24 protein-coding genes and 1 riboswitch are annotated in these 24,075 nt (G+C 58.4%); of the genes, 10 read left to right on the top strand and 14 right to left on the bottom strand.

Features of this window, described 5'->3' with window-relative positions:
• Window positions 1-79: 79 nt before the first annotated feature.
• The 4 genes from plsC to N438_RS12335 form a co-directional block, all read right to left on the bottom strand.
• Complete coding sequence (gene plsC / locus N438_RS12320; protein ID WP_008806505.1) at window positions 80-817, bottom strand: 1-acylglycerol-3-phosphate O-acyltransferase; 738 nt, start codon at window positions 815-817, stop codon at window positions 80-82.
• Window positions 818-1,008: 191 nt separating this feature from the next.
• Complete coding sequence (parC, locus tag N438_RS12325; RefSeq protein ID WP_008806506.1) at window positions 1,009-3,267, bottom strand: DNA topoisomerase IV subunit A; 2,259 nt, start codon at window positions 3,265-3,267, stop codon at window positions 1,009-1,011.
• A gap of 121 nt (window positions 3,268-3,388) precedes the next feature.
• Entirely contained in the window at window positions 3,389-4,258 is an 870-nt protein-coding gene (locus tag N438_RS12330) for an AraC family transcriptional regulator (protein ID WP_008806507.1), read from the bottom strand.
• A gap of 77 nt (window positions 4,259-4,335) precedes the next feature.
• Window positions 4,336-4,743 carry a YgiW/YdeI family stress tolerance OB fold protein gene (locus N438_RS12335; RefSeq protein WP_008806508.1) on the bottom strand — a complete coding sequence of 136 codons (408 nt, stop codon included), beginning with the start codon at window positions 4,741-4,743 and terminating at the stop codon, window positions 4,336-4,338.
• 149 nt (window positions 4,744-4,892) lie between these two features.
• Between N438_RS12335 and qseB the strand changes: the two genes are divergently transcribed.
• From qseB to N438_RS12355, 4 genes are all read left to right on the top strand, one after another.
• Window positions 4,893-5,552: a quorum sensing response regulator transcription factor QseB gene (gene qseB / locus N438_RS12340; RefSeq protein WP_008806509.1), complete on the top strand. Its 660-nt coding sequence runs from the start codon at window positions 4,893-4,895 to the stop codon at window positions 5,550-5,552.
• The gene (gene qseC / locus N438_RS12345; RefSeq protein ID WP_044650162.1) at window positions 5,549-6,898 is read left to right on the top strand and encodes a quorum sensing histidine kinase QseC; all 1,350 of its coding nucleotides are present in this window, start codon (window positions 5,549-5,551) and stop codon (window positions 6,896-6,898) included. Before qseB ends, qseC begins: the two co-directional genes overlap by 4 nt.
• Window positions 6,899-7,004: 106 nt before the next feature.
• A complete protein-coding gene (locus N438_RS12350) occupies window positions 7,005-7,586 on the top strand; it encodes an NAD(P)H-dependent oxidoreductase (protein ID WP_008806511.1) in 582 nt (193 codons plus the stop codon).
• Window positions 7,587-7,667: 81 nt separating this feature from the next.
• A complete protein-coding gene (locus N438_RS12355) occupies window positions 7,668-7,982 on the top strand; it encodes a putative quinol monooxygenase (protein ID WP_008806512.1) in 315 nt (104 codons plus the stop codon).
• A 72-nt stretch (window positions 7,983-8,054) separates the two neighbouring features.
• Here N438_RS12355 and parE read toward each other — a convergent pair whose 3' ends face one another.
• The 5 genes from parE to nudF are packed head-to-tail and all read right to left on the bottom strand — an operon-like array spanning window position 8,055 to window position 12,459.
• Window positions 8,055-9,950 (bottom strand): DNA topoisomerase IV subunit B, encoded by a 1,896-nt coding sequence (gene parE, locus N438_RS12360; protein ID WP_008806513.1) that lies wholly within the window; start codon window positions 9,948-9,950, stop codon window positions 8,055-8,057.
• A 30-nt stretch (window positions 9,951-9,980) separates the two neighbouring features.
• Window positions 9,981-10,556, bottom strand: coding sequence for an esterase YqiA (yqiA, locus tag N438_RS12365; RefSeq protein WP_008806514.1), 576 nt, complete (start codon window positions 10,554-10,556; stop codon window positions 9,981-9,983).
• Complete coding sequence (gene cpdA, locus N438_RS12370; protein ID WP_008806515.1) at window positions 10,556-11,383, bottom strand: 3',5'-cyclic-AMP phosphodiesterase; 828 nt, start codon at window positions 11,381-11,383, stop codon at window positions 10,556-10,558. The genes yqiA and cpdA overlap by 1 nt, the downstream gene beginning before the upstream one ends.
• A 24-nt stretch (window positions 11,384-11,407) precedes the next feature.
• Window positions 11,408-11,830, bottom strand: a complete 423-nt coding sequence (locus N438_RS12375; protein WP_002916847.1) for a DUF1249 family protein — start codon at window positions 11,828-11,830, stop codon at window positions 11,408-11,410.
• Window positions 11,827-12,459, bottom strand: a complete 633-nt coding sequence (gene nudF, locus N438_RS12380; protein WP_116696314.1) for an ADP-ribose diphosphatase — start codon at window positions 12,457-12,459, stop codon at window positions 11,827-11,829. The genes N438_RS12375 and nudF overlap by 4 nt, the downstream gene beginning before the upstream one ends.
• A 196-nt stretch (window positions 12,460-12,655) precedes the next feature.
• Between nudF and tolC the strand changes: the two genes are divergently transcribed.
• The 3 genes from tolC to N438_RS12395 all read left to right on the top strand — a co-directional run bounded on the left by tolC (window position 12,656) and on the right by N438_RS12395 (window position 16,133).
• Window positions 12,656-14,128 carry an outer membrane channel protein TolC gene (gene tolC / locus N438_RS12385; protein ID WP_008806517.1) on the top strand — a complete coding sequence of 491 codons (1,473 nt, stop codon included), beginning with the start codon at window positions 12,656-12,658 and terminating at the stop codon, window positions 14,126-14,128.
• A gap of 167 nt (window positions 14,129-14,295) precedes the next feature.
• Window positions 14,296-14,967, top strand: a complete 672-nt coding sequence (locus tag N438_RS12390; protein WP_008806518.1) for a DUF1190 family protein — start codon at window positions 14,296-14,298, stop codon at window positions 14,965-14,967.
• Between the two features lie 5 nt (window positions 14,968-14,972).
• On the top strand, window positions 14,973-16,133 hold the full coding sequence (locus N438_RS12395; protein ID WP_008806519.1) for a glutathionylspermidine synthase family protein: 1,161 nt from the start codon (window positions 14,973-14,975) through the stop codon (window positions 16,131-16,133).
• 40 nt (window positions 16,134-16,173) lie between these two features.
• On the opposite strand, the gene ygiD is transcribed toward N438_RS12395, so the two are convergent.
• Window positions 16,174-16,965: a 4,5-DOPA dioxygenase extradiol gene (ygiD, locus tag N438_RS12400; protein ID WP_008806520.1), complete on the bottom strand. Its 792-nt coding sequence runs from the start codon at window positions 16,963-16,965 to the stop codon at window positions 16,174-16,176.
• A 186-nt stretch (window positions 16,966-17,151) separates the two neighbouring features.
• Between ygiD and zupT the strand changes: the two genes are divergently transcribed.
• A complete protein-coding gene (zupT, locus tag N438_RS12405; protein ID WP_008806521.1) occupies window positions 17,152-17,922 on the top strand; it encodes a zinc transporter ZupT in 771 nt (256 codons plus the stop codon).
• Window positions 17,923-17,983: 61 nt separating this feature from the next.
• Here the strand turns inward: zupT and ribB are convergent, their stop codons facing one another.
• A complete protein-coding gene (gene ribB, locus N438_RS12410) occupies window positions 17,984-18,637 on the bottom strand; it encodes a 3,4-dihydroxy-2-butanone-4-phosphate synthase (RefSeq protein WP_004174356.1) in 654 nt (217 codons plus the stop codon).
• 105 nt (window positions 18,638-18,742) lie between these two features.
• Window positions 18,743-18,894: riboswitch (FMN riboswitch) on the bottom strand.
• A gap of 120 nt (window positions 18,895-19,014) precedes the next feature.
• Between ribB and N438_RS12415 the strand changes: the two genes are divergently transcribed.
• Window positions 19,015-19,287, top strand: coding sequence for an accessory factor UbiK family protein (locus N438_RS12415; protein WP_008806522.1), 273 nt, complete (start codon window positions 19,015-19,017; stop codon window positions 19,285-19,287).
• A gap of 35 nt (window positions 19,288-19,322) precedes the next feature.
• Here the strand turns inward: N438_RS12415 and glgS are convergent, their stop codons facing one another.
• Complete coding sequence (gene glgS / locus N438_RS12420; protein WP_004205248.1) at window positions 19,323-19,520, bottom strand: cell surface composition regulator GlgS; 198 nt, start codon at window positions 19,518-19,520, stop codon at window positions 19,323-19,325.
• Here glgS and N438_RS28010 point away from each other — a divergent pair.
• Window positions 19,512-19,661, top strand: a complete 150-nt coding sequence (locus tag N438_RS28010; RefSeq protein WP_165459498.1) for a hypothetical protein — start codon at window positions 19,512-19,514, stop codon at window positions 19,659-19,661. The two genes, glgS and N438_RS28010, sit on opposite strands and share 9 nt — an antisense overlap.
• 77 nt (window positions 19,662-19,738) lie before the next feature.
• On the opposite strand, the gene hldE is transcribed toward N438_RS28010, so the two are convergent.
• Together hldE and glnE are read right to left on the bottom strand one after the other, a co-directional pair.
• Window positions 19,739-21,172 carry a bifunctional D-glycero-beta-D-manno-heptose-7-phosphate kinase/D-glycero-beta-D-manno-heptose 1-phosphate adenylyltransferase HldE gene (hldE, locus tag N438_RS12425; protein ID WP_012540541.1) on the bottom strand — a complete coding sequence of 478 codons (1,434 nt, stop codon included), beginning with the start codon at window positions 21,170-21,172 and terminating at the stop codon, window positions 19,739-19,741.
• A 58-nt stretch (window positions 21,173-21,230) separates the two neighbouring features.
• The gene (gene glnE / locus N438_RS12430; RefSeq protein ID WP_165818799.1) at window positions 21,231-24,068 is read right to left on the bottom strand and encodes a bifunctional [glutamate--ammonia ligase]-adenylyl-L-tyrosine phosphorylase/[glutamate--ammonia-ligase] adenylyltransferase; all 2,838 of its coding nucleotides are present in this window, start codon (window positions 24,066-24,068) and stop codon (window positions 21,231-21,233) included.
• Window positions 24,069-24,075 lie beyond the last annotated feature (7 nt).

The raw sequence follows: 24,075 nt of genomic DNA on the forward strand, positions 1-24,075 counted from the left end.
ACTCCATGACATACTGACAAATGAAAAAGGGAATTCGTTTCCCGCCAGCAATACGCGCGCGTTGGCGGCGTTTCCTGTCTTATGACTTTTTAGCCGCTTCGCGCGCGGCCACTTCGTTGTCCAGCTCAGCAATTTTGGCGGCCATCAGCTCGCGGCAATGCGTCGCCAGCGCGCGCACGTTGTCTTTACCGAACTGGCTGGTATCCACCGGCGGCAGCATCTCAACAATCACCAGACCGTTGTTCCAGCGGTTGAGCTTAATTTTGTTCGATGTGTTGGACACGCACACCGGAATAATCGGTACGCCAGCGGCGATCGCCGCGTGAAAGGCGCCGGTTTTAAAAGGCAGCAGGCCGCGGCCGCGACTGCGGGTCCCTTCCGGGAACATCCAGAACGAAATTTTACGCTTTTTAAAGGCATTCACCACTTCAGCAATGGTGCCATGCGCTTTGGTCCGGTTATTACGGTCAATCAGCAGGTTGCCCGTCAGCCAGTAGAGCTGGCCAAAGAACGGGATCCACAGCAGGCTTTTTTTACCTACGGTGACCGTCGGCGGCTGCACGATGTTCGAGGCCGTCACCATATCATAGTTGTTCTGGTGGTTAGCGATGTAGATCGCGTTGCCATAGCTTTCCGCATCAGCAGGTTTGCGCAGTTCCACCTTCAGGCCAAATACCGGAGATAAGCGGCCAAACAGATGGCCGAAAGTGGCAACATGTTTTGGATTACGCGGGCTGAACAAGCAGTACAGACAGCCAAGTATGCACACCACGATGCAATAAATGACCACGAAAATTACTCGAAAAATGAATAGCATAGCTACCTCTAAAACCCAAACCGCTTAGAATTATTCGCTGCTGACAGAAGGCAGGCTCATCAGTTCTGCGCAGGCCGGGACCGTTCTTCCTGGGTCCCTGGTGATGGACATTGTTAATCGCAACGCCTGAATAAACAACGATTTTGCGGCATTTTTTCGCCTCCTCCCGTCAAAGACGGGAGGAGTGGCGTTTACTCTTCACTATCGCCTGCCGCGGCGCGGCGCGGCGAGTCGATTTCAACACGGTCGATCTTCTGCAGCCCGCGCATCAGCGAACCGCGGCGACCACGCTCGCCGGTGACTTTTTGCAGCTCTTCCGGACGCAGTTTGATTTTCCGTTTGCCAACATGGATGGTGAGCGTGCTCTGCGGTGGCAGGATAAACAGATGCGCCAGGCCATCCTGCCCGGCGGCGGCTTCCGCCGCAGGAATGCTGATAATTTTGTTGCCCTTGCCTTTCGACAGCTGCGGTAGATCGCTCACCGGGAACATCAGCATCCGTCCGGCTGCCGTGATGGCCAGCAGCATATCGGACTCGTCCTCAATCACCAGCGGCGGCATCACGTGCGCGTTGTCAGGCAGGGTGATCAGCGCTTTACCGGCACGGTTGCGCGCCACCAGATCGTTGAAGGTGCAGACAAAACCGTAGCCCGCGTCGGAAGCCATCAGCAGCTTACGATCGTCGCTTTCCATCAGCATATGTTCCACGGTCGCCCCCGGCGGCAGAGTCAGCTTACCGGTAAGCGGCTCGCCCTGGCCACGCGCGGAAGGCAGGGTAATCGGATCGATGGCATAGCTGCGCCCGGTGGTATCGATAAACACCACCGGCTGGTTGCTCTTGCCTTTCGCCGAGGCCTTCCAGCTGTCGCCCGCTTTATAACTCAAGCCCTGAGCGTCAATGTCGTGCCCTTTGGCGCTCCGCACCCAGCCCATCTGCGACAGAACGATAGTCACTGGCTCAGACGGCTGCATATCATGCTCGCTCATCGCTTTCGCTTCTTCACGTTCGTGAAGCGGCGAGCGGCGTTCGTCACCGAAAGCATCGGCATCAGCCTGCAGCTCTTTTTTCAGCAGGTTGTTCATTTTACGCTCAGAAGCCAGAATCGCCTGCAGCTGGTCGCGCTCTTTTTCCAGCTCGTCCTGCTCGCCGCGGATCTTCATCTCTTCCAGTTTGGCGAGGTGGCGCAGTTTTAATTCCAGAATCGCTTCCGCCTGGGTTTCGCTGATGCCAAAGCGCGACATCAGGGCTGGCTTCGGTTCATCTTCGGTGCGGATGATCTCGATCACTTCATCGATATTGAGAAACGCCACCAGCAAACCTTCAAGGATATGCAGGCGCTTAAGCACTTTCTCTAACCGATGGTTCAGACGGCGACGCACGGTATCGCGACGGAACACCAGCCACTCGCTGAGGATCTCCAGCAGGTTTTTCACCGCCGGGCGTCCGTCGAGGCCGATCATATTGAGGTTGATGCGGTAGCTTTTTTCCAGATCGGTAGTGGCAAACAGGTGGTTCATCACCTGTTCCATATCCACCCGGTTGGAGCGCGGGACGATCACCAGACGGGTCGGGTTTTCGTGGTCCGATTCGTCGCGCAGATCGTCAACCATCGGCAGCTTTTTATTGCGCATCTGCGCCGCAATCTGCTCCAGCACTTTGGCGCCGGAAACCTGGTGCGGCAGCGCGCTAATCACCACCGCGCCGTCCTCTTTGCTCCACACCGCGCGCATGCGCACTGAGCCGCGTCCGTTCTGGTAGATTTTGCGAATTTCCGCCCGCGAGGTGATGATCTCCGCCTCGGTCGGGAAATCCGGCCCCTGCACGATATCCAGCAGTTCGTCGAGAGTCGTTTTCGGCTGCTCAATCAGGGTAATAGCCGCTTTGGCCACTTCACGCAGGTTGTGCGGCGGAATATCAGTGGCCATACCCACCGCGATGCCGGTGGTGCCATTAAGCAGGATGTTCGGTAGACGCGCAGGCAGCATTTTCGGCTCCTGCAGCGTCCCGTCAAAGTTTGGTACCCAGTCGACCGTTCCCTGTCCCAGCTCGCTGAGCAGCAGTTCAGCATACTTCGACAGGCGGGACTCGGTGTAACGCATGGCGGCGAAGGATTTCGGATCGTCCGGCGCACCCCAGTTTCCCTGCCCGTCTACCAGCGGGTAACGGTAAGAGAACGGCTGCGCCATCAGCACCATCGCTTCATAGCAGGCGCTGTCGCCGTGCGGGTGATATTTACCCAACACGTCGCCGACGGTGCGGGCGGACTTTTTGAATTTCGCGCTGGCGTTCAGCCCCAGCTCGGACATCGCGTAGACGATGCGACGCTGGACCGGTTTTAAGCCATCGCCAATAAACGGTAATGCCCTGTCCATGATCACGTACATGGAGTAGTTCAGGTAAGCATTTTCCGTAAATTCATGCAGCGCAAGGCGCTCTGCCATATCGCTCATTAATCGTGGATCCTCAATCTGGGTACCGACCGTTCGGACGGCAAAACTACCCGCGATAATACCCGATCTCACGCCCTGAGTCACAGGCCGTGAGATCGGCTGAGGATTCCGTCACGCTTAATCAGGCCAGCGGCAGATAAATATCGGTTTGCAGTTCATGCTCAGCCACCTCATGGACAAAATTGAGGTAACGGAAGTACACCGGAAAATCCCGTAACGTCTCGCCTGACGCGGGTAACCAGTCGCGATAGAGAAACCAAACGCTGTTCGCCAGCGTGTCCAGCGAGCCGTGATGGCGCACGACGGCGCAGCGTCCGCCGGGGATTTCGCCGTTAATCACGCCAAAGGCGTTTTCACCGACCGGCCCAGCGACCGTACCGCAGATATCAAAACGAAATGCCTCCTGCGGGGTGGTCTGCGGATCGTCCCAGGCGATACCCCAGGTATCGCTGGTGGCGACGGGCGATAATCCGCTCGTCTTACGCCAGGCGATAAAACGCGCGGCGGTGGTGTTGACAAGGTCCGGGCTGCCGCGATGTTGCAGTACGGCTATCCGGGTGGTGGGGAAGGAAATGATATTGACGTCCATCGACGTTTGCTCCTGTAGCGTATGTTTCGGTACGCGTCGATGCCACTCGGCCCAGTCCGGTTGCTGACGGAATTGGGTCGGGCTTTGGTCAAACGCGGTACGGAAGGCACGACTGAACGACTCCGCATTCTGAAATCCGGCATCAAGGGCAATATCGATGACTTTATCGCGGGGGTTGAACGCCAGGCGCCAACAGGCGCGTCGCAGGCGCAACCACTGAATATACCGGTACAATGGAATGCCGGTATAAGCGCTAAATTGCCGGTGAAAATGGTAAGGCGAACTGTGCGCTATCGCGCTCAGCGCCTCCAGCGACAGCGGCTCATCAAGATGGCGCGCAATGTACCTACAGACACGCTGGAAGCGCCCGACATACGCCGGGCTGGCCTTAATATCGTTCATCGTCTCCTCCTCGCGACATACTCTGACAGAGCGAGGATCGCGATGCCTGACCGATCTTGCGCTTATCTGACGAAGACTTATGGCGCGATTTTACGGATCTGTTTAACGTCGATTTCTACTGAGTTCCAGTCCTTATCGACTTCCCCCTGAATTTCTACTGTGTCCTGCGGGCCGACGGTCACGCCGTTCCAGCGCTTGTGGTCGATATCGACATTGATCACCCCGGAAGCATCCTGGAATTTATACAGATCGTCAGAAATGCGCTCGGTTATCTTGCCGCGCAGGGTCACCCAGGTATCGTCCCGCAGCGATTTGGCATTGGCGACGGTGGTCACCGCGCCGCTCGGGCCGGTGAATCCGCCAGCCTGCGCTGTGGAACTGACCTGCGTGGTCGAAGAAGGACCGGTAAACCCGCCCTGTTCGGCAGCCAGCACCGGCATGGAAACCAGGGCAACGATCGCGGTCATCGCAGCAATTTTCTTCATGATGTGTTCTCCCTTCGTGTTGATATGGCTCCTATTACGCCCGACAAAACTTAACGACTTCTTAAGCGGAAAAAAGAAATTTTAATGCTGTACATCACCCGCTTCAACGCGGTTTACTGCGCAAAGAAACAGGATCGTCGGAGGGAAACATGCGCATATTACTGGTGGAAGATGACAAGCTGATCGGCGACGGCATCAAAGCCGGGCTGAGCAAAATGGGCTTCAGCATTGACTGGTTTACCGCCGGGCTGGAGGGCAAAAATGCCTTATATAGCGCCCCCTACGACGCCGCAATCCTGGATCTCACCCTCCCCGGCATCGATGGCCTCGATATTCTGCGCGAATGGCGGGACAAGGGCCGCCATGAGCCAGTGCTGATCCTTACCGCCCGCGATGCGCTCAGCCAGCGAGTGGAGGGGCTACGGCTCGGCGCCGATGACTATCTGTGCAAGCCTTTCGCCCTGATTGAAGTGGCGGCGCGCCTCGAAGCGTTGATCCGTCGCGCGCACGGCCAGAGCAGCAGCGAGCTGCGCCACGGCAAGGTGAGCCTCGACCCGAACCGCTTAACCGCCAGCCTCGACGGCGAGAGCCTGGTGCTAAAGCCGAAAGAGTTCGCCCTGCTGGAACTGCTGCTGCGTAACGCTGGTCGCGTACTGCCGCGCAAGCTTATCGAAGAAAAGCTCTACACCTGGGACGACGAGGTCTCCAGCAACGCCGTGGAAGTTCACGTCCATCATCTGCGCCGCAAACTCGGTAGCGGATTTATCCGCACTGTTCACGGCATAGGCTATACCCTGGGTGACGCATGAAACGACTTGCCCGCCTGAGCCTGCGCGTCCGTCTGACGCTGCTGTTTGCTGTGCTGACCGCGGCCGCCTGGGGCGTCGCCAGCGTGATCGCCTGGCAGCAAACCAGCAAAAAGCTGGATAAGCTGTTCGATACCCAGCAGTTGCTGTTCGCCCGCCGCCTGAGCGCCATGCATTTCGATGAACTCCGCGCCCCGCCCGAATCGTTCGGTGAAAAGAAAAAGGTGCGGCATGGACACATCGACGACGACGCGCTGGCGTTCGCCATCTTCACCCGCGACGGCACCATGGTGCTCAACGACGGCGAGAACGGGGAGGATATCCAGTGGAGCTCGCAGCGCGAGGGGTTCAGCAATGGCTACCTGCGCGGCGATGATGACGAATGGCGCTTCCTGTGGCTAACCACCGACGACGGTCGCCATCGCATCGTCGTCGGTCAGGAGTGGGATTATCGGCGCGAAATGGCGATGGATATCGTGACCTCGCAGCTCACCCCGTGGATGATCGCCCTGCCGCTGATGTTCGTGCTGCTTATCGTGCTGTTAAGCCGCGAACTGGCGCCGTTGAAAAAGCTGGCGCGCACGCTGCGCCTGCGCGCGCCGGACTCAGCGGAATCGCTCAGCGTGGAGAAGATCCCCTCCGAAGTCCGCCCGCTGGTCGAGGCTCTGAATCAGCTGTTCCAGCGCACCCATAACGCCATGCTGCGCGAACGTCGGTTTACCTCTGATGCCGCCCATGAACTGCGCAGCCCGCTGGCGGCGCTGAAGGTACAGACCGACGTCGCCCAGCTCTCTATGGACGATGCAGAAGGACGTGAGAAAGCGCTGGCCCAGCTCCACCAGGGGATCGATCGCGCCACCCGGCTGGTCGATCAACTGCTGACGCTGTCGCGGCTGGACTCACTCGCCCAACTGGACGACGTGCAGCCGGTCGCCATCGACGACCTGCTGCAGTCGGCGGTCATGGAGATGTATCACCATGCGCAGCAGTCCGCCATTGAACTACGCCTACACCTGAATGCCAGTCATATCGTTCACACCGGCCAGCCGCTGCTGCTCAGCCTTCTGGTGCGCAACCTGCTGGATAATGCCGTACGCTATAGCCCGCGCGGCAGCCAGGTTGATATCACCCTCAACGCCCGCGAGTTTCGGGTGCGTGATAACGGCCCAGGCATTAGCCCGCAGGCGCTGGCGCGCATCGGCGAGCGTTTTTATCGCCCGCCGGGGCAGGACGCGCCGGGCAGCGGCCTGGGCCTGTCTATCGTCCGACGCATCGCCTCGCTGCACGGCATGCAGGTTGATTTCGCCAACGCGCGCGACGGCGGCTTCGAAGCCCGCGTGTACTGGTAGCGAGATTATTGCTCATTTGGCAAAAGACTTTGCACATTTTGCTCATTTTACTGCCCCGCTTCGCGGGGTAAGATCATCGGCAAATTTTCAAGATTGAGGACAAATGATGAGCAACATCCTGATTATCAATGGCGCAAAAAAGTTCGCGCACTCGAATGGCCAGCTGAACGACACCCTGACCGAGGTCGCGGAGAGTTATCTGCGCGACGCCGGGCACGATGTTAAAAGCGTTCGCGCCGAAAGCGAGTACGACGTAAAAGCAGAAGTGCAGAATTTCCTCTGGGCCGATGTGGTGATCTGGCAGATGCCGGGCTGGTGGATGGGCGCCCCGTGGACGGTGAAGAAATATATGGATGATGTCTTTACCGAAGGCCACGGCTCGCTGTACGCCAGCGACGGTCGTACCCGCTCCGACGCCAGCAAAAAATATGGCTCCGGCGGCCTGGTGCAGGGGAAAAAATATATGCTCTCCCTGACCTGGAACGCGCCGATGGAAGCCTTCACCGACGAAGACCAGTTCTTCCACGGCGTCGGCGTTGACGGCGTTTACCTGCCGTTCCATAAGGCTAACCAGTTCCTGGGAATGGAAGCGCTGCCGACCTTTATCGCCAACGACGTGATTAAAATGCCTGATGTCCCACGGTATATCGCAGAATATCGCAAGCATCTGGCGGAAATTTTTGGTTAACTACAGGTCTACGCTCTACATATTTCGAGTTATTCGAACCTGGAGTATGACGAGATACACACAGAAGGAGTTGAGTTAACCATGTTAACAGTGATTGCAGAAATCCGTACCCGCCCGGGCCAGCACCACCGTCAGGCGGTTCTCGATCAGTTCGCGAAAATCATTCCGACCGTTTTGCAGGAGGCCGGCTGCCACGGCTACGCGCCCATGGTAGATCATGCCGCCGGCGTCAGCTTCCAGACCACGGCCCCCGACTCTATCGTCATGGTGGAGCAGTGGGAAAGCGTCGCGCATCTTGAAGCGCACCTGCAAACGCCGCACATGAAAGCCTGGTCGGAAGCGGTCAAAGGCGATGTGCTGGAGACCACCATCCGTATCCTGCAGCCTGGCGTCTAAGCCCGCCGACGCAGTCGTGAAATGAAAAAGGGAGCCTGAGGCTCCCTTTTACGTCAGGCGCAGCGTACAGACTTACACTTCCAGATCCGCCATATCGCCCTTCTCCTGCAGCCAGTTGCGACGGTCTTCGGAACGCTTCTTGGCGAGCAGCATGTCCATCATCGCCGTGGTCTGCTGCTCATCCTCATCGCTGATCACCAGTTGCACCAGCCGGCGGGTGTTCGGATCAAGCGTGGTTTCCCGCAGCTGCATTGGGTTCATCTCACCCAGACCTTTAAAGCGCTGGACGTTTGGCTTGCCCTTCTTACGCTTCAGCTGCTCCAGCACGCCGGTTTTTTCTTCTTCCGTCAGCGCGTAGTAGACCTCTTTACCGAGATCGATACGGTACAGCGGCGGCAGCGCGACGTAGACGTGCCCCTCTTTCACCAGGGTACGGAAATGTCTCACAAACAGCGCGCACAGCAGGGTGGCAATGTGCAGGCCATCGGAATCGGCATCCGCCAGAATACAAATTTTGCCGTAGCGCAGCTGGCTTAAATCATCGCTATCCGGGTCAATACCAATCGCCACCGAAATGTCGTGCACTTCTTGCGAAGCTAACACTTCATCGGACGAGACTTCCCAGGTATTCAGGATCTTGCCTTTCAGCGGCATGATCGCCTGATATTCGCGATCGCGCGCCTGCTTGGCTGAACCGCCCGCCGAGTCCCCTTCGACGAGGAACAGCTCGGTGCGGTTCAGGTCCTGGGCGGTGCAGTCTGCCAGCTTACCCGGCAATGCCGGACCGCTGGTCAGCTTTTTACGCACCACTTTCTTGGCGGCGCGCAGACGACGCTGGGCGCTGGAGATAGCCATCTCCGCCAGCAGTTCGGCAGCCTGTACGTTCTGGTTCAGCCACAGACTGAAGGCATCTTTCACCACGCCGGAGACGAATGCCGCGCACTGGCGCGACGACAGACGCTCTTTGGTTTGCCCGGCGAACTGCGGATCCTGCATTTTCACCGACAGCACGTAGGCGCAGCGATCCCAGATATCTTCGGCTGACAGCTTCACGCCGCGCGGCAGGATATTACGGTATTCGCAGAACTCGCGCATCGCATCCAGCAGTCCCTGACGCAGACCGTTAACGTGCGTCCCGCCCTGCATGGTCGGGATCAGGTTGACGTAGCTTTCGGTCAGCAATTCGCCGCCTTCCGGCAGCCACAGCAGCGCCCAGTCCACGGCTTCCGTCTCGCCGGAGAAGGTGCCGACGAACGGTTTTTCCGGCAGCAGCGGCAGGCCGTTTACGGCTTCGCACAGGTAGTCGTTAAGGCCATCGGCATAGCACCAGCGCTGCTCGCTGTCGTTGACCTGATCGCGAAACACGATTTCCACGCCGGGACACAGCACCGCTTTCGCTTTTAACAGATGGGTCAAACGCGAAACGGAGAAACGCGGGCTGTCGAAGAAGCTTTCGTCCGGCCAGAAATGGACGCTGGTCCCGGTATTGCGTTTGCCACAGGTACCGGTGACGTGCAGATCTTCTACTTTTTCACCGTTTTCAAAGGCGATGCTGTAGACCTGACCGTCGCGACGAACCGTTACCTCTACGCGTTTTGACAGGGCGTTGACCACCGAGATCCCCACCCCGTGCAGGCCGCCGGAAAACTGGTAGTTTTTGTTGGAAAACTTACCGCCCGCGTGCAGTCGGCAGAGGATCAGCTCAACCGCCGGCACCCCTTCTTCCGGGTGAATGTCGACCGGCATGCCGCGCCCGTCGTCAATGACTTCCAGGGACTGGTCGGCATGAAGGATAACTTCCACGCGTTTGGCGTGGCCTGCCAGCGCTTCATCGACACTGTTATCAATAACTTCCTGACCAAGATGGTTAGGACGGGTGGTGTCGGTATACATGCCCGGACGGCGGCGCACCGGCTCTAGCCCGGTGAGTACCTCAATGGCATCAGCGTTATATGAAGATTGCGTCATGGTGTGTATTCGTAGGTCGTTCAGGGCCGTTTAGCACAGGCCGAGAAATTCGATAATCTGAGTGAAATGATCGTCAAAGCCGACAAATGCGTGATTACCGCCCTCCTCCACCGTTTGCCGGCAGGAGGCGTAGTAATGAACGGCCTGGCGGTAATCAAGCACTTCATCCCCGGTCTGCTGCAGCAGCCAGAGTAAATCCGGCGCTTCAAGCGGGTCGATTTGCATGACCTTGAGATCGTAAATATGGCGAGACTCTAGCACATATTGCTGCCCGGTGTATGGATTCTCATTGTGGCCGAGAAAATTGTTCAGCAGTTCAAACGGGCGCACCGCCGGGTTGACGACCACCGCCGGCACCATAAAGCACTGCGACAGCCAGGTCGCGTAGTAGCCGCCCAGCGACGATCCCACAACCCCGAGTGGCTCGCCGCCATGCTCCAGCACAATGGATTCCAGCAGCTCTGCTGTTTCAGCCGGATAAGGCGGCAGCTCCGGTACCACCATGGTGATGTCGGGGTGCTGCTGCGACAGCCAGGTCTTTAACGCCATCGCCTTCGCCGAGCGCGGGGAACTGTTAAAGCCGTGCAGATAAAGAAGCGTCGCCATCAGTAGCCTTCTGAAGCAATATCCGGGTGGAACTCGGCGCCTTCCAGGCGGCACACTTCGGTGGTCAGCGTCCCGTCAGGATGCAGCTCCAGCCAGCGCCAGCCGGGTGAGACGGTATCCAGAGTGAAATTGGCGCAGTGTGGTTTGAACTGGACGCAGGTCGACGGCGTCGCCATCATGCGCCGGCCATTCCAGTCCAGATCCAGCTCCTGATGAATATGGCCGCACAGCAGATGTCTCACCCGCGGCCAGGCGCTCAGCGCGCGGTCCAGCGCGCCAGCGTTGCGCAGGCTGTGTTGGTCCAGCCAGCTACAGCCAGCAGGCAGCGGATGGTGGTGCAGCAGGAGTAAGGTATAACGCTCCGGCGCTTCTGCCAGCTTGTGTTCGAGCCACTCCAGCTGGAAGTCGCTCAGCTCGCCATGGGGAACGCCAAACACCTGGCTGTCCAGCAGCAGGATCTGCCAGTGGTCGCCGAGAAACACGCGCTTGGCGGGTGAAATGCCTGACGCCTGCAGCGTACTGTACATCGCCGGCTGGAAATCATGGTTACCCGGTAGCCAGACGCAGGGTGCAGCAAAACTCGCGATACCCTCAGCAAAATGCTGATAGGCCGCGGAGGAGTGGTCCTGCGCCAGATCGCCTGTTGCGACAATCAGATCGCATGGACGCTGTGAGGCATGAATAGCCGACAGTACGGCCTGATAACTTTCCCAGGTATTAATGCCTAACAACGTTTCATGTTTTTCAGCAAACAGGTGAGTATCAGTAATTTGTAAGATCCTGACTCTGGCCTCACCAGCCAGAGGTAGGTTTAACAGGCTTTCCAAATGGTGTCCTTAGGTTTAACGACGCTAACAAACCGGAATCGCCATCGCTCCATGTGCTAAACAGTAACGCAGCCAGTCGGCCAGAAACTGGTTAATTTGATGCTTTTCGTCGCGTTGATGCAACTTTTTATTAGGATAATCATACCGCGCTTTGAAGCGAAAGATCTGCTGACTCGAACACACTTCGGCCACCATGGCGTCATGGTAGAGGCGAACGGTCATCGACGGCAGGCTCCAGTAGCTTACCGCAGGCAGAGTCTGTTCTATCGCCACCAGAGTAGTGTAGCGGGTCGATTCAACTATCGTTAACCGATACTGCGCGCTTCCCACCTGATAACTTACCTTCTCACCCGCTGCATCCGTTCGCGGCAACAGGCGGCGCAACTGCGCGAAGTTGGTCTCGCACAGGCGCATCATCTCAGGGAAGTCAGGTGTATAACGCTTCATTTTGTCCACTCGTTTCGTAAATTGTGATAATGCAATTGCAGCCATTGCAAGGCGATGACAGAGGCTGCGTTATCGATTTTCCCCTCTTCTACCCACTGGTAAGCCTGTTCCCGGCTCACCACATGCACCCGAATATCCTCGTTTTCCTCGGCCAGGCCGTGAATGCCTTTTGCCGTGGATGCATCAACTTCTCCCACCAGGATCGATAACCGTTCGCTGGTGCCGCCAGGACTGGCCAGATAGCTTAATATTGGTTTCGTCCGCCCAACTCCAAGTCCGGCCTCCTCCAGCGCTTCCCGACGGGCAACGTCTTCCACCGTTTCCCCCGCTTCGATCATGCCGGCGACCATTTCGAGCAGCCACGGGCTCTCGCTGGTATCATAGGCGGCAATACGGATTTGTTCGACGAGCACCACTTCGTCCCGCACCGGGTCAAAGGGTAGCAAGACGGCGGCATGCCCGCGCTCAAAAATTTCACGGGTGACTTCGCCGCTCATGCCGCCGTTAAACAGGCGGTGGCGAAAACGGTATAAATCGAGCGAAAAAAAACCACGATACAGCGTTTCGCGTGCAATAATTTCTACATCATTTTTGAAGAAGGTAATTCCCTGCTGAATGGGTTTGCTCATTGTCATGTCCTGCTAATCCGAAATTAGGGATTTCCAGACCGTTTGGCTACCGTTTTACGGTCCGTATGTTAGATTGGTGCAAATTACCGCCGGATGGCACGTAACGCCAACTTTTTACGGCGGCAGAATCGATACAATCAGCGGAATTTTTCTTAGAATTAGACCAGCGCTAAATGCTTCACAACAAGGAATGCAAATGAAGAAATTGCTCCCCATTCTTATCGGCCTGAGCCTGACCGGGTTCAGCGCCATGAGCCAGGCGGAAAACCTGCTTCAGGTTTACCAGCAGGCGCGCATCAGCAACCCCGATCTGCGTAAATCGGCAGCCGATCGTGACGCCGCGTTCGAAAAGATCAATGAAGCGCGCAGTCCATTACTGCCTCAGCTTGGGCTGGGAGCGGATTATACCTATAACAATGGCTATCGCGACAGCAACGGCATCAATTCAAACGTCACCAGCGGCTCGCTGCAGTTAACGCAGGTTCTGTTTGATATGTCGAAATGGCGCGCCCTGACGCTGCAGGAAAAAACGGCAGGTATTCAGGATGTCACGTATCAGACCGATCAGCAAACGCTGATTCTGAATACCGCGACGGCCTATTTTAAAGTGCTGGCCGCCATCGACACGCTCTCCTATACCGAAGCGCAGAAACAGGCTATTTACCGCCAGTTGGATCAAACCACGCAGCGCTTTAACGTAGGCCTGGTGGCGATCACTGACGTGCAGAACGCCCGTTCACAATACGACGCCGTGCTGGCGAACGAAGTCACCGCGCGTAACGATCTCGACAACGCCGTCGAAGAACTGCGCCAGGTCACCGGTAACTACTATCCGGAGCTGGCCTCGCTGAACGTGAATGGCTTCAAAACCAACAAGCCGCAGGCGGTCAACGCCCTGCTGAAGGAAGCGGAGAATCGCAACCTGTCGCTGCTGCAGGCGCGTCTGAACCAGGACCTGGCTCGCGAGCAGATTCGCCAGGCGCAGGACGGGCATTTGCCGACGCTCAGCCTATCCGCGTCGAGTGGGGTATCGAATACTAGCTACAGTGGTTCAAAAACCCATAATAATCCTCAGCAATACCAGGATAACGATGCCGGGCAGAACCAAATCGGCCTGAACTTCTCTCTGCCACTGTATCAGGGCGGCGCGGTGACCTCGCAGGTCAAACAGGCGCAATACAACTTCGTTGGCGCCAGCGAGCAGCTGGAAAGCGCCCACCGCAGCGTCGTGCAGACTGTACGTTCGTCGTTTAACAACGTGAACGCCTCCATCAGCAGCATCAATGCCTACAAACAGGCGGTGGTCTCTGCGCAAAGCTCCCTGGATGCGATGGAAGCAGGCTACTCGGTGGGTACGCGTACCATCGTTGACGTCCTCGACGCCACCACCACGCTGTATAACGCCAAGCAGCAGCTCTCCAATGCGCGCTATAACTACCTGATCAACGAGCTGAACATTAAGTCGGCGTTAGGTACCCTGAACGAGCAGGATCTGGTCGCCCTGAACAACACGCTGGGCAAACCGATCCCCACCTCCGCAGACAGCGTCGCTCCGGAAAATCCACAGCAGGATGCCACCGCCGATGGCTACGGCAACACTACCGCAGCGGTGAAACCGGCGTCCGCACGGACCACCCAGAGCAGCGGCAGCAATCCGTTCCGTCAGTAATACCCATACTGTGACGCGCATCGCCTGTCCGTCGGACAGGCGATGCGTTAAACGTAAGGCAACGTAAAGATCCCCCGCTTAGCGCCCCTCTTCGCTTCATTTTCCACCACTCATCCTCTATCCTGAGCGTTAACACACGCCATACCACTGGGTCCTGGAAGACAAATATGAAACGGACAAAAAAAATTAATCATTCGTCGTTCCGCAAAAGCTGGAGCGCACGCCATCTGACGCCGGTCGCGCTGGCCGTCACCGCGGTCTTTATGCTTGCCGGTTGTGAAAAAAGCGATGAAACGGTGTCGCTATACCAGAACGCCGATGACTGCTCCGCCGCCAATCCGGGCAAAGCAGCCGAGTGCACCACGGCTTACACCAACGCGGTAAAAGAGGCAGAACGCACCGCGCCGAAATATGCCACCCGGGAAGACTGCGTCGCCGAGTTTGGCGAAGGCCAGTGCCAGCAGACGCCAGCCCAGGCGGGCGTCGCCCCGGAAAACCAGGCGCAGGCGCAAAGCAGCGGCAGCTTCTGGATGCCGCTGATGGCCGGCTATATGATGGGCCGCCTGATGGGCGGCGGCATGGCGCAACAGCAGCCGCTGTTCAGCTCGAAAAACCCGGCCAGCCCGGCCTATGGTCAATACACCGATGCGAGCGGCAAGAGCTATGGCGCCGCCCAGCCGGGTCGCACCATGAACGTGCCGAAAACCGCGATGGCGCCGAAGCCAGCGACCACCACCACCGTTACCCGCGGTGGTTTTGGCGAGTCGGTGGCGAAGCAGTCGACTATGCAGCGTAGCGCCGCAGGCTCAACGTCCTCTTCTCGCTCGATGGGCGGCTAACTCACATGGAAAGAGTCAGTATTACCGAGCGCCCGGACTGGCGCGAGAAAGCGACCGAGTACGGTTTCAACTTCCACACCATGTACGGCGAGCCCTACTGGAGCGAAGAGGCGTATTACAAGCTGACCCTCGCGCAGGTGGAAAAACTGGAGGAAGTCACCGCCGAGCTGCATCAAATGTGCCTCCAGGTGGTGGAGAAAGTGATCGCCAGCGATGAGCTGATGACTAAATTCCGCATCCCTAAACACACCTGGGGCTTTGTGCGCCAGTCGTGGAAAACCAACCAGCCGTCGCTCTACTCGCGTCTCGACCTGGCCTGGGATGGCGTCGGCGAGCCGAAGCTGCTGGAGAACAATGCCGACACCCCGACCTCGCTGTATGAAGCGGCCTTCTTCCAGTGGATCTGGTTGGAAGACCAGCTCAACGCCGGCAAGCTGCCGGCGGGCAGCGACCAGTTCAATAGTTTGCAGGAAAAGCTCATCGATCGCTTCGGCGAGCTGCGCGAGCAGTTTGGCTTCCAGCTGCTGCATATGGCCTGCTGCCGCGATACCGTTGAAGATCGCGGCACTGTGCAGTATCTGCAGGACTGCGCCGCGGAAGCAGGCCTGGCGACGGAATTCCTCTATATCGAAGATATCGGTCTGGGCGAAAAAGGTCAGTTTACCGATCTGCAGGATCAGGTGATTGGTAACCTGTTCAAGCTCTATCCGTGGGAGTTTATGCTGCGGGAGATGTTCTCCACCAAGCTGGAAGACGCCGGCGTGCGCTGGCTGGAGCCCGCGTGGAAAAGCATTATCTCCAACAAAGCGTTGCTGCCGATGCTGTGGGAAATGTTCCCCAATCACCCGAATCTGCTGGCGGCCTACTTCAGCGAAGATGCCCACCCGGAGATGGAGAAGTACGTCATTAAGCCGATCTTCTCTCGTGAAGGGGCCAACGTCTCCATTGTTGAGCAGGGCAAGGTCGTGGAGTCGGTGGAAGGTCCGTACGGGGAAGAAGGAACCATCGTGCAGGAGTTTTACCCCCTGCCGAAGTTTGGTGACAGCTACACACTGATTGGCAGCTGGCTCATCAACGATCAGCCCGCCGGGATCGGCATTCGCGAAGATCGGGCGCTGATCACTCAGGATCTGTCGCGCTTCTATCCGCACATTTTCGTCGAATAATGTCGCGCTCCGGCGACGATATCGCCGGAGCGCACTATCATCAGGCGCCAACCACTACCGACAGCATACTCAGCGAGCCCATCTCGATGCCATCGACCGGGATCGTAATCGCTTCAACACCATCCCACGCCCCCAGGATATATAGCAGCGGCAGGAAATGCTCCGCCGTTGGGTTGGAGAGCGAGCCTCCTTCGTGTGCCAGGTAGTTAACCAGCGGGTGCTGCTCGTCCGGCCCCTGCCATTGCAGATTCGCCTTCACGTAGTTATTGAAGGACTCTGCCCATGGGTACGGCGTGTTCTCGCCGTGCCAGCGGGCGGTGCGCAGGTTATGCACCACGTTGCCGCTGGCCACCAGCATAATGCCTTCATCACGCAGCGAGGCCAGTTTCCGCCCCATTTCGAGATGCCAGGCCGGCGGTTTGGTGCTGTCGATGCTCAACTGAACCATCGGGATATCCGCCTGCGGATACATTTTAATCAGCACGCCCCACGAGCCATGGTCAAATCCCCAGGCTTCTTTATCGAGGGTGACCGGCACAGGCGAGAGCAGCTCCACCAGTCGTTGCGCCAGCGCCGGAGAGCCCGGCGCCGGATAATGGGTGTCATACAGCGCCTGTGGGAAACCGCCGAAGTCGTGAATGGTCTTCGGGGCCTCCATCGCCGTCACGCCCGTACCGCGCGTGAACCAGTGCGCAGAGACCACCACAATCGCCTTCGGACGCGGCAGGGTTTCGCCCAGGTGAGCCCAGGCGCGAGTATAAATGTTGTCTTCCAGCACGTTCATTGGGCTGCCATGGCCGAGAAACAACGCGGGCATTCGGGTAGGGGACATGATGATATCCTTAGGGTGTCAATGTGATGTGCTCACATTACGCGCTTTTGCGCCAGGATAAACTCAGATAACCATGATGATGATCGTCAGAAAATTTGAATGTAAGTCGCGGTAAAGGGACGTGTCCCGTACGCGCATCCTCAGGCAATATACTCATATGCACTTATTTTCACAGGGAGAGTAGCGATGTCATCACCCTTAATATTGACGCTGTTAGCCGGTAGCGCAACCTTTATTGGCGCCATATTCGGCGTGATTGGTCAGAAACCCTCTAACCGTCTGCTTGGCTTCTCCCTCGGCTTTGCCGCCGGGATCATGCTGTTGATTTCATTGATGGAAATGCTGCCTGCCGCGCTGACCGCCGAAGGCATGTCGCCGCTGCTCGGTTACGGGATGTTTGTCATCGGCCTGCTGGGCTATTTCGGCCTTGACCGCCTGCTGCCGCACGCTCACCCGCAGGATCTGATGACCCCCGCCACGCCGCGTCCACGTAATTTACGTCGCACCGCTATTCTGCTGACGTTGGGTATCAGCCTGCATAACTTCCCGGAAGGGATCGCCACCTATGTCACGGCCAGCAACAACCTGGAACTCGGCATGGGCGTGGCCCTCGCCGTTGCCCTGCACAATATTCCTGAAGGACTGGCCGTTGCCGGGCCAGTGTATGCCGCCACCGGGTCGCGCAGCAAGGCGGTACTCTGGGCCGGGCTTTCCGGCATGGCGGAAATTTTGGGCGGCGTGCTGGCGTGGCTGATTCTGGGGAGTCTGGTCTCACCGCTGGTGATGGGAGCGATCATGGCCGCTGTGGCCGGGATTATGGTGGCACTGTCCGTCGATGAACTGATGCCGCTGGCGAAAGAGATCGATCCGCAAAGCAACCCAAGCTATGGCGTTTTGTGCGGGATGTCGGTCATGGGGCTGAGTCTGGTGGTACTCCAGACGATGGGCATCGGTTAAAGCGCAGAAACAACACAGCCCACTAAGAAGTGGGCTGTGGTCGGGCGTAGCGAACCGCTATTTAGCTGGCTTTACGCTCATGTTCGCGACGATAGGCCACCAGATCTTCAATCGTGACTACCGCCATATTGTGTTGCTGAGCGAACTTGATGCACTCCGGCGCGCGCGCCATGGTGCCATCGTCGTTGGTCAGCTCGCACAGCACGCCTGCGGGTTTAAAGCCAGCCAGGGTCACGAGGTCGATAGTGGCTTCAGTGTGGCCGCCGCGGGTCAGTACGCCACCCGGCTGCGCACGCAGCGGGAAAACGTGGCCAGGACGGTTGAGATCGGAAGGTTTCGCGCCGTCGGCAATGGCCGCGCGGACGGTGGTCACGCGGTCGGCAGCGGAGACGCCGGTGGTCACACCTTCGGCCGCTTCGATGGTCACGGTAAAGCCGGTGCCGTAGGCGCTGGTGTTGTTCTCAACCATCATCGGCAGATCCAGCTGTTTGCGGCGATCTTCGGTCAGGCACAGGCACACAATGCCGCTGCCGTGACGAATGGTCAGCGCCATCTGCTCAACGGTCATGGTTTCGGCGGCGAAGATCATATCGCCTTCGTTTTCACGGTCTTCATCATCAAGCACCATCACGCCGCGGCCTTCGCGCAGGGCGTCCAAAGCGTGTTCCACACGTTCAAAAGCGGTACCAAAAGAAGAAAGGAGCGTCTGATTCATGGTAAAAAAACCTCATTAAAATTATGGTTACCAGAATCAGGGCAGTCTTAGGAGCGCCGGTTTAGCGGCAAAAGTCAACGCGAGCGGGCCTGGGCCCGACTGTGCCGTTACTCTCTCCCATCCGGACTTTAACCGTCGGCCCCGGAATTACACCGGATCTGCTGACCTTCCCGTAGTCACGGGAAGCGCTCGCGGGCTTTCAACGCGATGGTTGATTTACCGCCGGTGGGGAATTTCGCCCCGCCCTGAGAATAAGCGAGATAACTATAACGCTATTGACTATCCTCGGCAATGCATAAGCTTCAAACATTTCTGGTTTATAGGCGGCCTGGTTCGCACTACAATGATCAATCATCCGACCCGAGCAGGAAACCACCATGATTGACCCGAAAAAAATTGAACAAATCGCCCGCCAGGTCCATGAGTCGATGCCAAAAGGACTTCGCGATCTGGGTGAGGATGTTGAGAAGAAAATCCGCCAGGCGCTGCAGTCGCAGCTGACCCGCCTGGATCTGGTCAGCCGCGAAGAGTTTGACGTACAGACTCAGGTTTTGCTGCGGACCCGCGAAAAACTGGCGCTGCTGGAGCAGCGTCTGAATGACCTCGAAAACCGCCAGGCAGCGACGCCTGGCAGCGAAGAGCAGCCGTAAAAAACGGGCCCTCAGGGGCCCGTTTTGCGTTTGGCTTAGTGGGCGGCTTCCGCCGGGCTGTTTACCTGACGACAGTAAAGTTCATAACGCTGGCAAAACCATTCACGATGCTCTTCATCCATATTGCCGACAATGGCCTGAAGATCAACTGGCTGGCCTTGCGCGTGCATTCTGGCGAAACTCCGCGCCAAAAAATCAAAATTCTTCATTGAATACATATCGTTATGGTTCATGCGCATACTCCTTCAGCGGTGGATGTTCTGATCAGTCATATGCCTTTTACTCACTTCAGTATTTACGCTTACCTTAACGCGGTTTGTACGAAAAATGCGCTTAACATGATTATTTATTGCGCTAAATCATTTTCCACATGATTAAATAAAAACGGCCCGCGATATCTCCATCGCGGGCCGTGATGCTTCACCGTACAAGCCGGTGAATAGCGAAAAGATTATTTATCGCTATCTTTTTGTATTTTCTTAATAATATTGGTGGTCGAGCAACCATCTTCAAAGTTGAGCACCAGCACTTCGCCGCCGTTAGCCCAGACCTCTTCGCTGCCGGCGATCTGTTCCGGCTTATAATCGCCGCCTTTGACCAGCAGGTCCGGCAGGATACCGGCAATCAGCCGCTGCGGGGTGTCTTCCTCGAAGGAGACCACCCAGTCGACGGCCTCCAGCGCCCCCAGCACGATCATCCGCTGCTCCAGCGGGTTCACCGGGCGGGTTTCGCCTTTCAGACGTTTGGTTGAGGCATCGCTGTTGACCGCCACGATCAGACGGTCGCCCAGCTTGCGCGCATTCGCCAGATAGGAGACATGGCCGGCATGCAGAATGTCGAAGACCCCGTTGGTCATCACCACTTTCTCACCGCGCTTGCGCGCTGCCGCAACCGCCTGTTTGAGTTCCTCTTCGCTCATCACGCCAAAGCCGGTCTCAGCCCGGCCGCGGACCGCGTTTTCCAGCTCGACAGGGGAAACGGTGGAGGTCCCCAGCTTACCGACCACCACGCCCGCCGCGGCGTTGGCGAAATAGCAGGCCTCTTCCAGGGTGTTGCCGGAGGCCAGGGTCGCCGCCAGCACGCCAATCACCGTGTCGCCGGCGCCGGTGACATCGTACACTTCCTGGGCCTGGGTCGGCATATGCAGCGGCGGACGCCCCGGCTGCAGCAGCGTCATCCCCTGCTCAGAACGCGTCACCAGCAGCGCTGACAGTTCAAATTCGGCGATGAGCTTCATGCCGCGTTCAACGATCTCCGCTTCATCCTGACACTTGCCCACCACCGCTTCAAACTCAGAGAGGTTCGGGGTGAGCAGCGTCGCGCCGCGGTAGCGTTCGAAATCGGTGCCTTTCGGATCGATCAGCACCGGCACGCCCGCTTCACGGGCGAGCTTGATCATCGTCTGGACGCTGGTCAGCGCCCCTTTGGCGTAGTCCGAGAGGACCAGTGCGCCAATGGATCCCAGCGCCTGCTGAATGCGCTCATGCATCGGCTGCGGATCCACGCCGGAGAAGCCCTCTTCAAAGTCGAGGCGGATCAGTTGCTGATTGCGCGACAGCACCCGCAGCTTGGTGATGGTCGGGTGAGTCGGGACGGAGACGAAGTCGCACTTCACATTCACATTGGCCAGCGCCTGGCTCAGCGCGCGGGCAGCGTCATCAATCCCGGTCAATCCCACCAGGCGCGACGTTGCCCCCAGGGAGGCGATGTTCATCGCTACGTTTGCCGCGCCGCCAGGACGTTCTTCGATATTTTCCACCTTCACCACCGGCACCGGGGCTTCCGGGGAAATACGACTGGTGGGGCCGTACCAGTAGCGGTCCAGCATCACATCACCCACCACCAACACTCCTGCACGTTCAAACTCCGGCAGCGTTACTTTCATGACTCTCTCCTGCGAGACGCAAACTTTGCGCGCGATAATAGCACACCCGATTTTATAGTTAAGCCATCAGCCACTTCTGCCAGCTGGCGCTGACCTGCTGACGCTCCCGGCTGAAGGCCTCTGGCGCCACGTGTCCCGGCTGCTCCTGCAGGGCCAGGTGATGGAGCGCATCACGCAAGGTGGTGTACGCATGCGTTAAGGCGCGCGCCTCCTCCTCGTCCATGATGTCGTTCTGCGCCAGCAGCTCAAGAATACGCACGTTGTCAGACCAGCGGGTCAACTTCGGCTTGTCACTGGCATAGCGTAGGACCAGATACTGAGTAATAAATTCAATATCGGTGATCCCGCCGGCATCGGCTTTGATATCAAAACGATCGGGATGTTTGTTGCCAAGGTGGGCGCGCATCTTCTCGCGCATCTCGCGAACCTCGGTCTGCAGGGTCATCCCCTCCCGCGGGGTGGTCAGGATATCGCGACGAATGGCGTCAAAGCGCGCCTGCAGCGCCGGGTCGCCATAGACCACGCGGGCGCGCACCAGCGCCTGATGTTCCCACGTCCAGGCTTCGTTCTGCTGATAGTCAGCAAACGCGTCGGCGGTGGTGACCAGCATCCCCGCCGCGCCAGAAGGACGCAGCCGGGCGTCCACTTCGTAGAGAATACCGGACGAGGTGCGGGTGCTGAACAGGTGCATGATCCGCTGGGCCAGCCGCAGGTAGAACTGACGGCCGTCAATCTCCCGCTCGCCGTCGGTCATCACCTCCGCCGGGCAGTCATGGAGGAACACCAGATCGAGATCGGAGCTGTAGCCCAGCTCCCAGCCGCCAAGCTTACCGTAGCCGACGACGGCGAAGCCGCGACCCTGGCGATCGTGCAGGTGGGTCGGCTGGCCGTAGCGAGCGACCATCTGCCCCCATGCCTGCTGCACCACCGCGTCGAGGATCGCTTCGGCAAGCCAGGTTAAGTGATCGCTGACCTTCATCACCGGCAGGGTGCCAGCGATATCCGCCGCCGCGATATGCAGCTGCTGCGCCTGCTTAAACTGGCGCAACGCCTCCAGCTGCTGCTCTTCATCCTCTTCCGGCACACGCAGCAGGTACTGGCGCAGCTCGTCGCGATAGGCATCGGTCGCCGTCGGCTGATAGAGAGTGTTGGGATCCAGCAGCTCATCCAGCAGCAGCGGGTGGCGCGCCAGCTGGCTGGCGACCATCGGCGACGCCGCGCAGAGCGTGATCAGGTGCTTCAGCGCGCCGGGGAATTCGCTCAGCAGCTCAAGATAGGTGGTACGGGTGACGATCCCGGTCAACAGCGGCGTGATCCGCGCCAGAGGCAGCGGCGCATCGGCGCGCGAGCAGATTTCGCTCAGCAGATGCGGCATCAGCTGATCCAGCACCTGGCGGCCGCGCGGGCCGATGGTGCGCCGATCCAGCTCTTTACGAAAATCGGCAATCAGCGCCAGCACGCTACGGCGGTCGGTATCGTTTAAATGCGCCAGCGCCGGGCTGGCGTCATCTTCTTCCAGCGCATCCTGCCACAGCTCGCGCCAGTACTCGGCCAGTTGCTCATCCGGGGACTGATCCTCATCATCGCCGATCAGTTCATTAAACACTCGCCGCACGTTGGCCATCTGGCTCGCCAGCTGCGCGCTCAGCGTCTCCCAGTCTTCGGTATGCATCCCCCACGCCAGCCTGGCGCGGTTAAGTTCATCCTGCGGCAGGGTCTGGGTCTGTTCATCGTTGATGCTTTGCAGCAGGTTTTCCAGCCGGCGCAGGAACAGATAGGCCTCGCGCAGCAGCGCCGCGTCGCCTTCCGGCAGCAGATGTAGCTCATCAATCGCCGCCAGCGTCGGCAGCAGGGCGCGCTGCTGCAGTGCAGGTTCGCGACCACCGCGGATCAGCTGGAAGACCTGAACGATAAACTCAATTTCACGGATCCCGCCGGCGCCGAGCTTGATGTTGTCTTTCAGCCCGCGACGCCGCACTTCGCGGGCGATCATGCCTTTCATGTTACGCAGCGACTGGATCACGCTGAAGTCGATATAACGGCGGAAGACGAAAGGACGGAGCATCGCGCGCAGTTCGCTGGCGTACACGCCGTCGTTATCCCCCATGATCCGCGCTTTCACCATCGCATAGCGTTCCCAGTCCCGACCCTGCTCCTGGTAATAATCTTCCAGTGCCGCAAAGCTGAGTACCAGCGGCCCACTGTCGCCAAACGGCCGCAGGCGCATGTCAACCCGATAGACAAAGCCGTCCTGCGTCGGCTGGTCAAGGGCCTTGATCAGCCGCTGCCCCAGACGGGTAAAGAACTGGGCGTTATCCAGCTCGCGGCGGCCGCCGCGGGTGGCGCCATGCTCAGGCCAGGCAAAGATCAGATCGATATCGGAAGAGAAGTTCAGCTCGCCGCCGCCCAGCTTTCCCATCCCGAGGATCAGCAGCGGCTGCGGCTGGCCCTCGGCATTGCATGGTGTTCCCCACTCCTTACAGCAGGCGGCGTACAGCCAGTCGCGGGCGGCGACAATCAGCGTCTCAGCCAGGGCGCTCAGCTGCTGCAGAGTCTCTTCTTCGCTCACCAGCGACAGCGCCTGCGCCCAGGCGATGCGGACCATCATCTGGCGGCGGAAGAGACGCAGCTCTCGCATCAACCCCGCTTCGTCAGTGACTGGCTGCAGACGATCCTGCAGCCAGGCCTCGTAATGCCGCCACTCTTCCGCCTCCGGCGAGGAGTCCGCAAGCTCATTCAGCCAGCCCGGCTGGGCGATCACACTCTGTTCGACAAAATCGCTGAACGCCATGACCGACCTGGCCTGTGGGCTCAGTTCTGCAATGGGAAAATCCGCTGGCAGACGGTCAGCGACCGTCTGCCAGTGCTGCTGTAATTGCGGAGAAAGCGGCATCATAAGGGCT

The organism is Klebsiella sp. GL120222-02, assembly GCF_003097195.1.
In the GTDB taxonomy this organism is placed as follows: Bacteria; Pseudomonadota; Gammaproteobacteria; order Enterobacterales; family Enterobacteriaceae; genus Klebsiella; species Klebsiella variicola.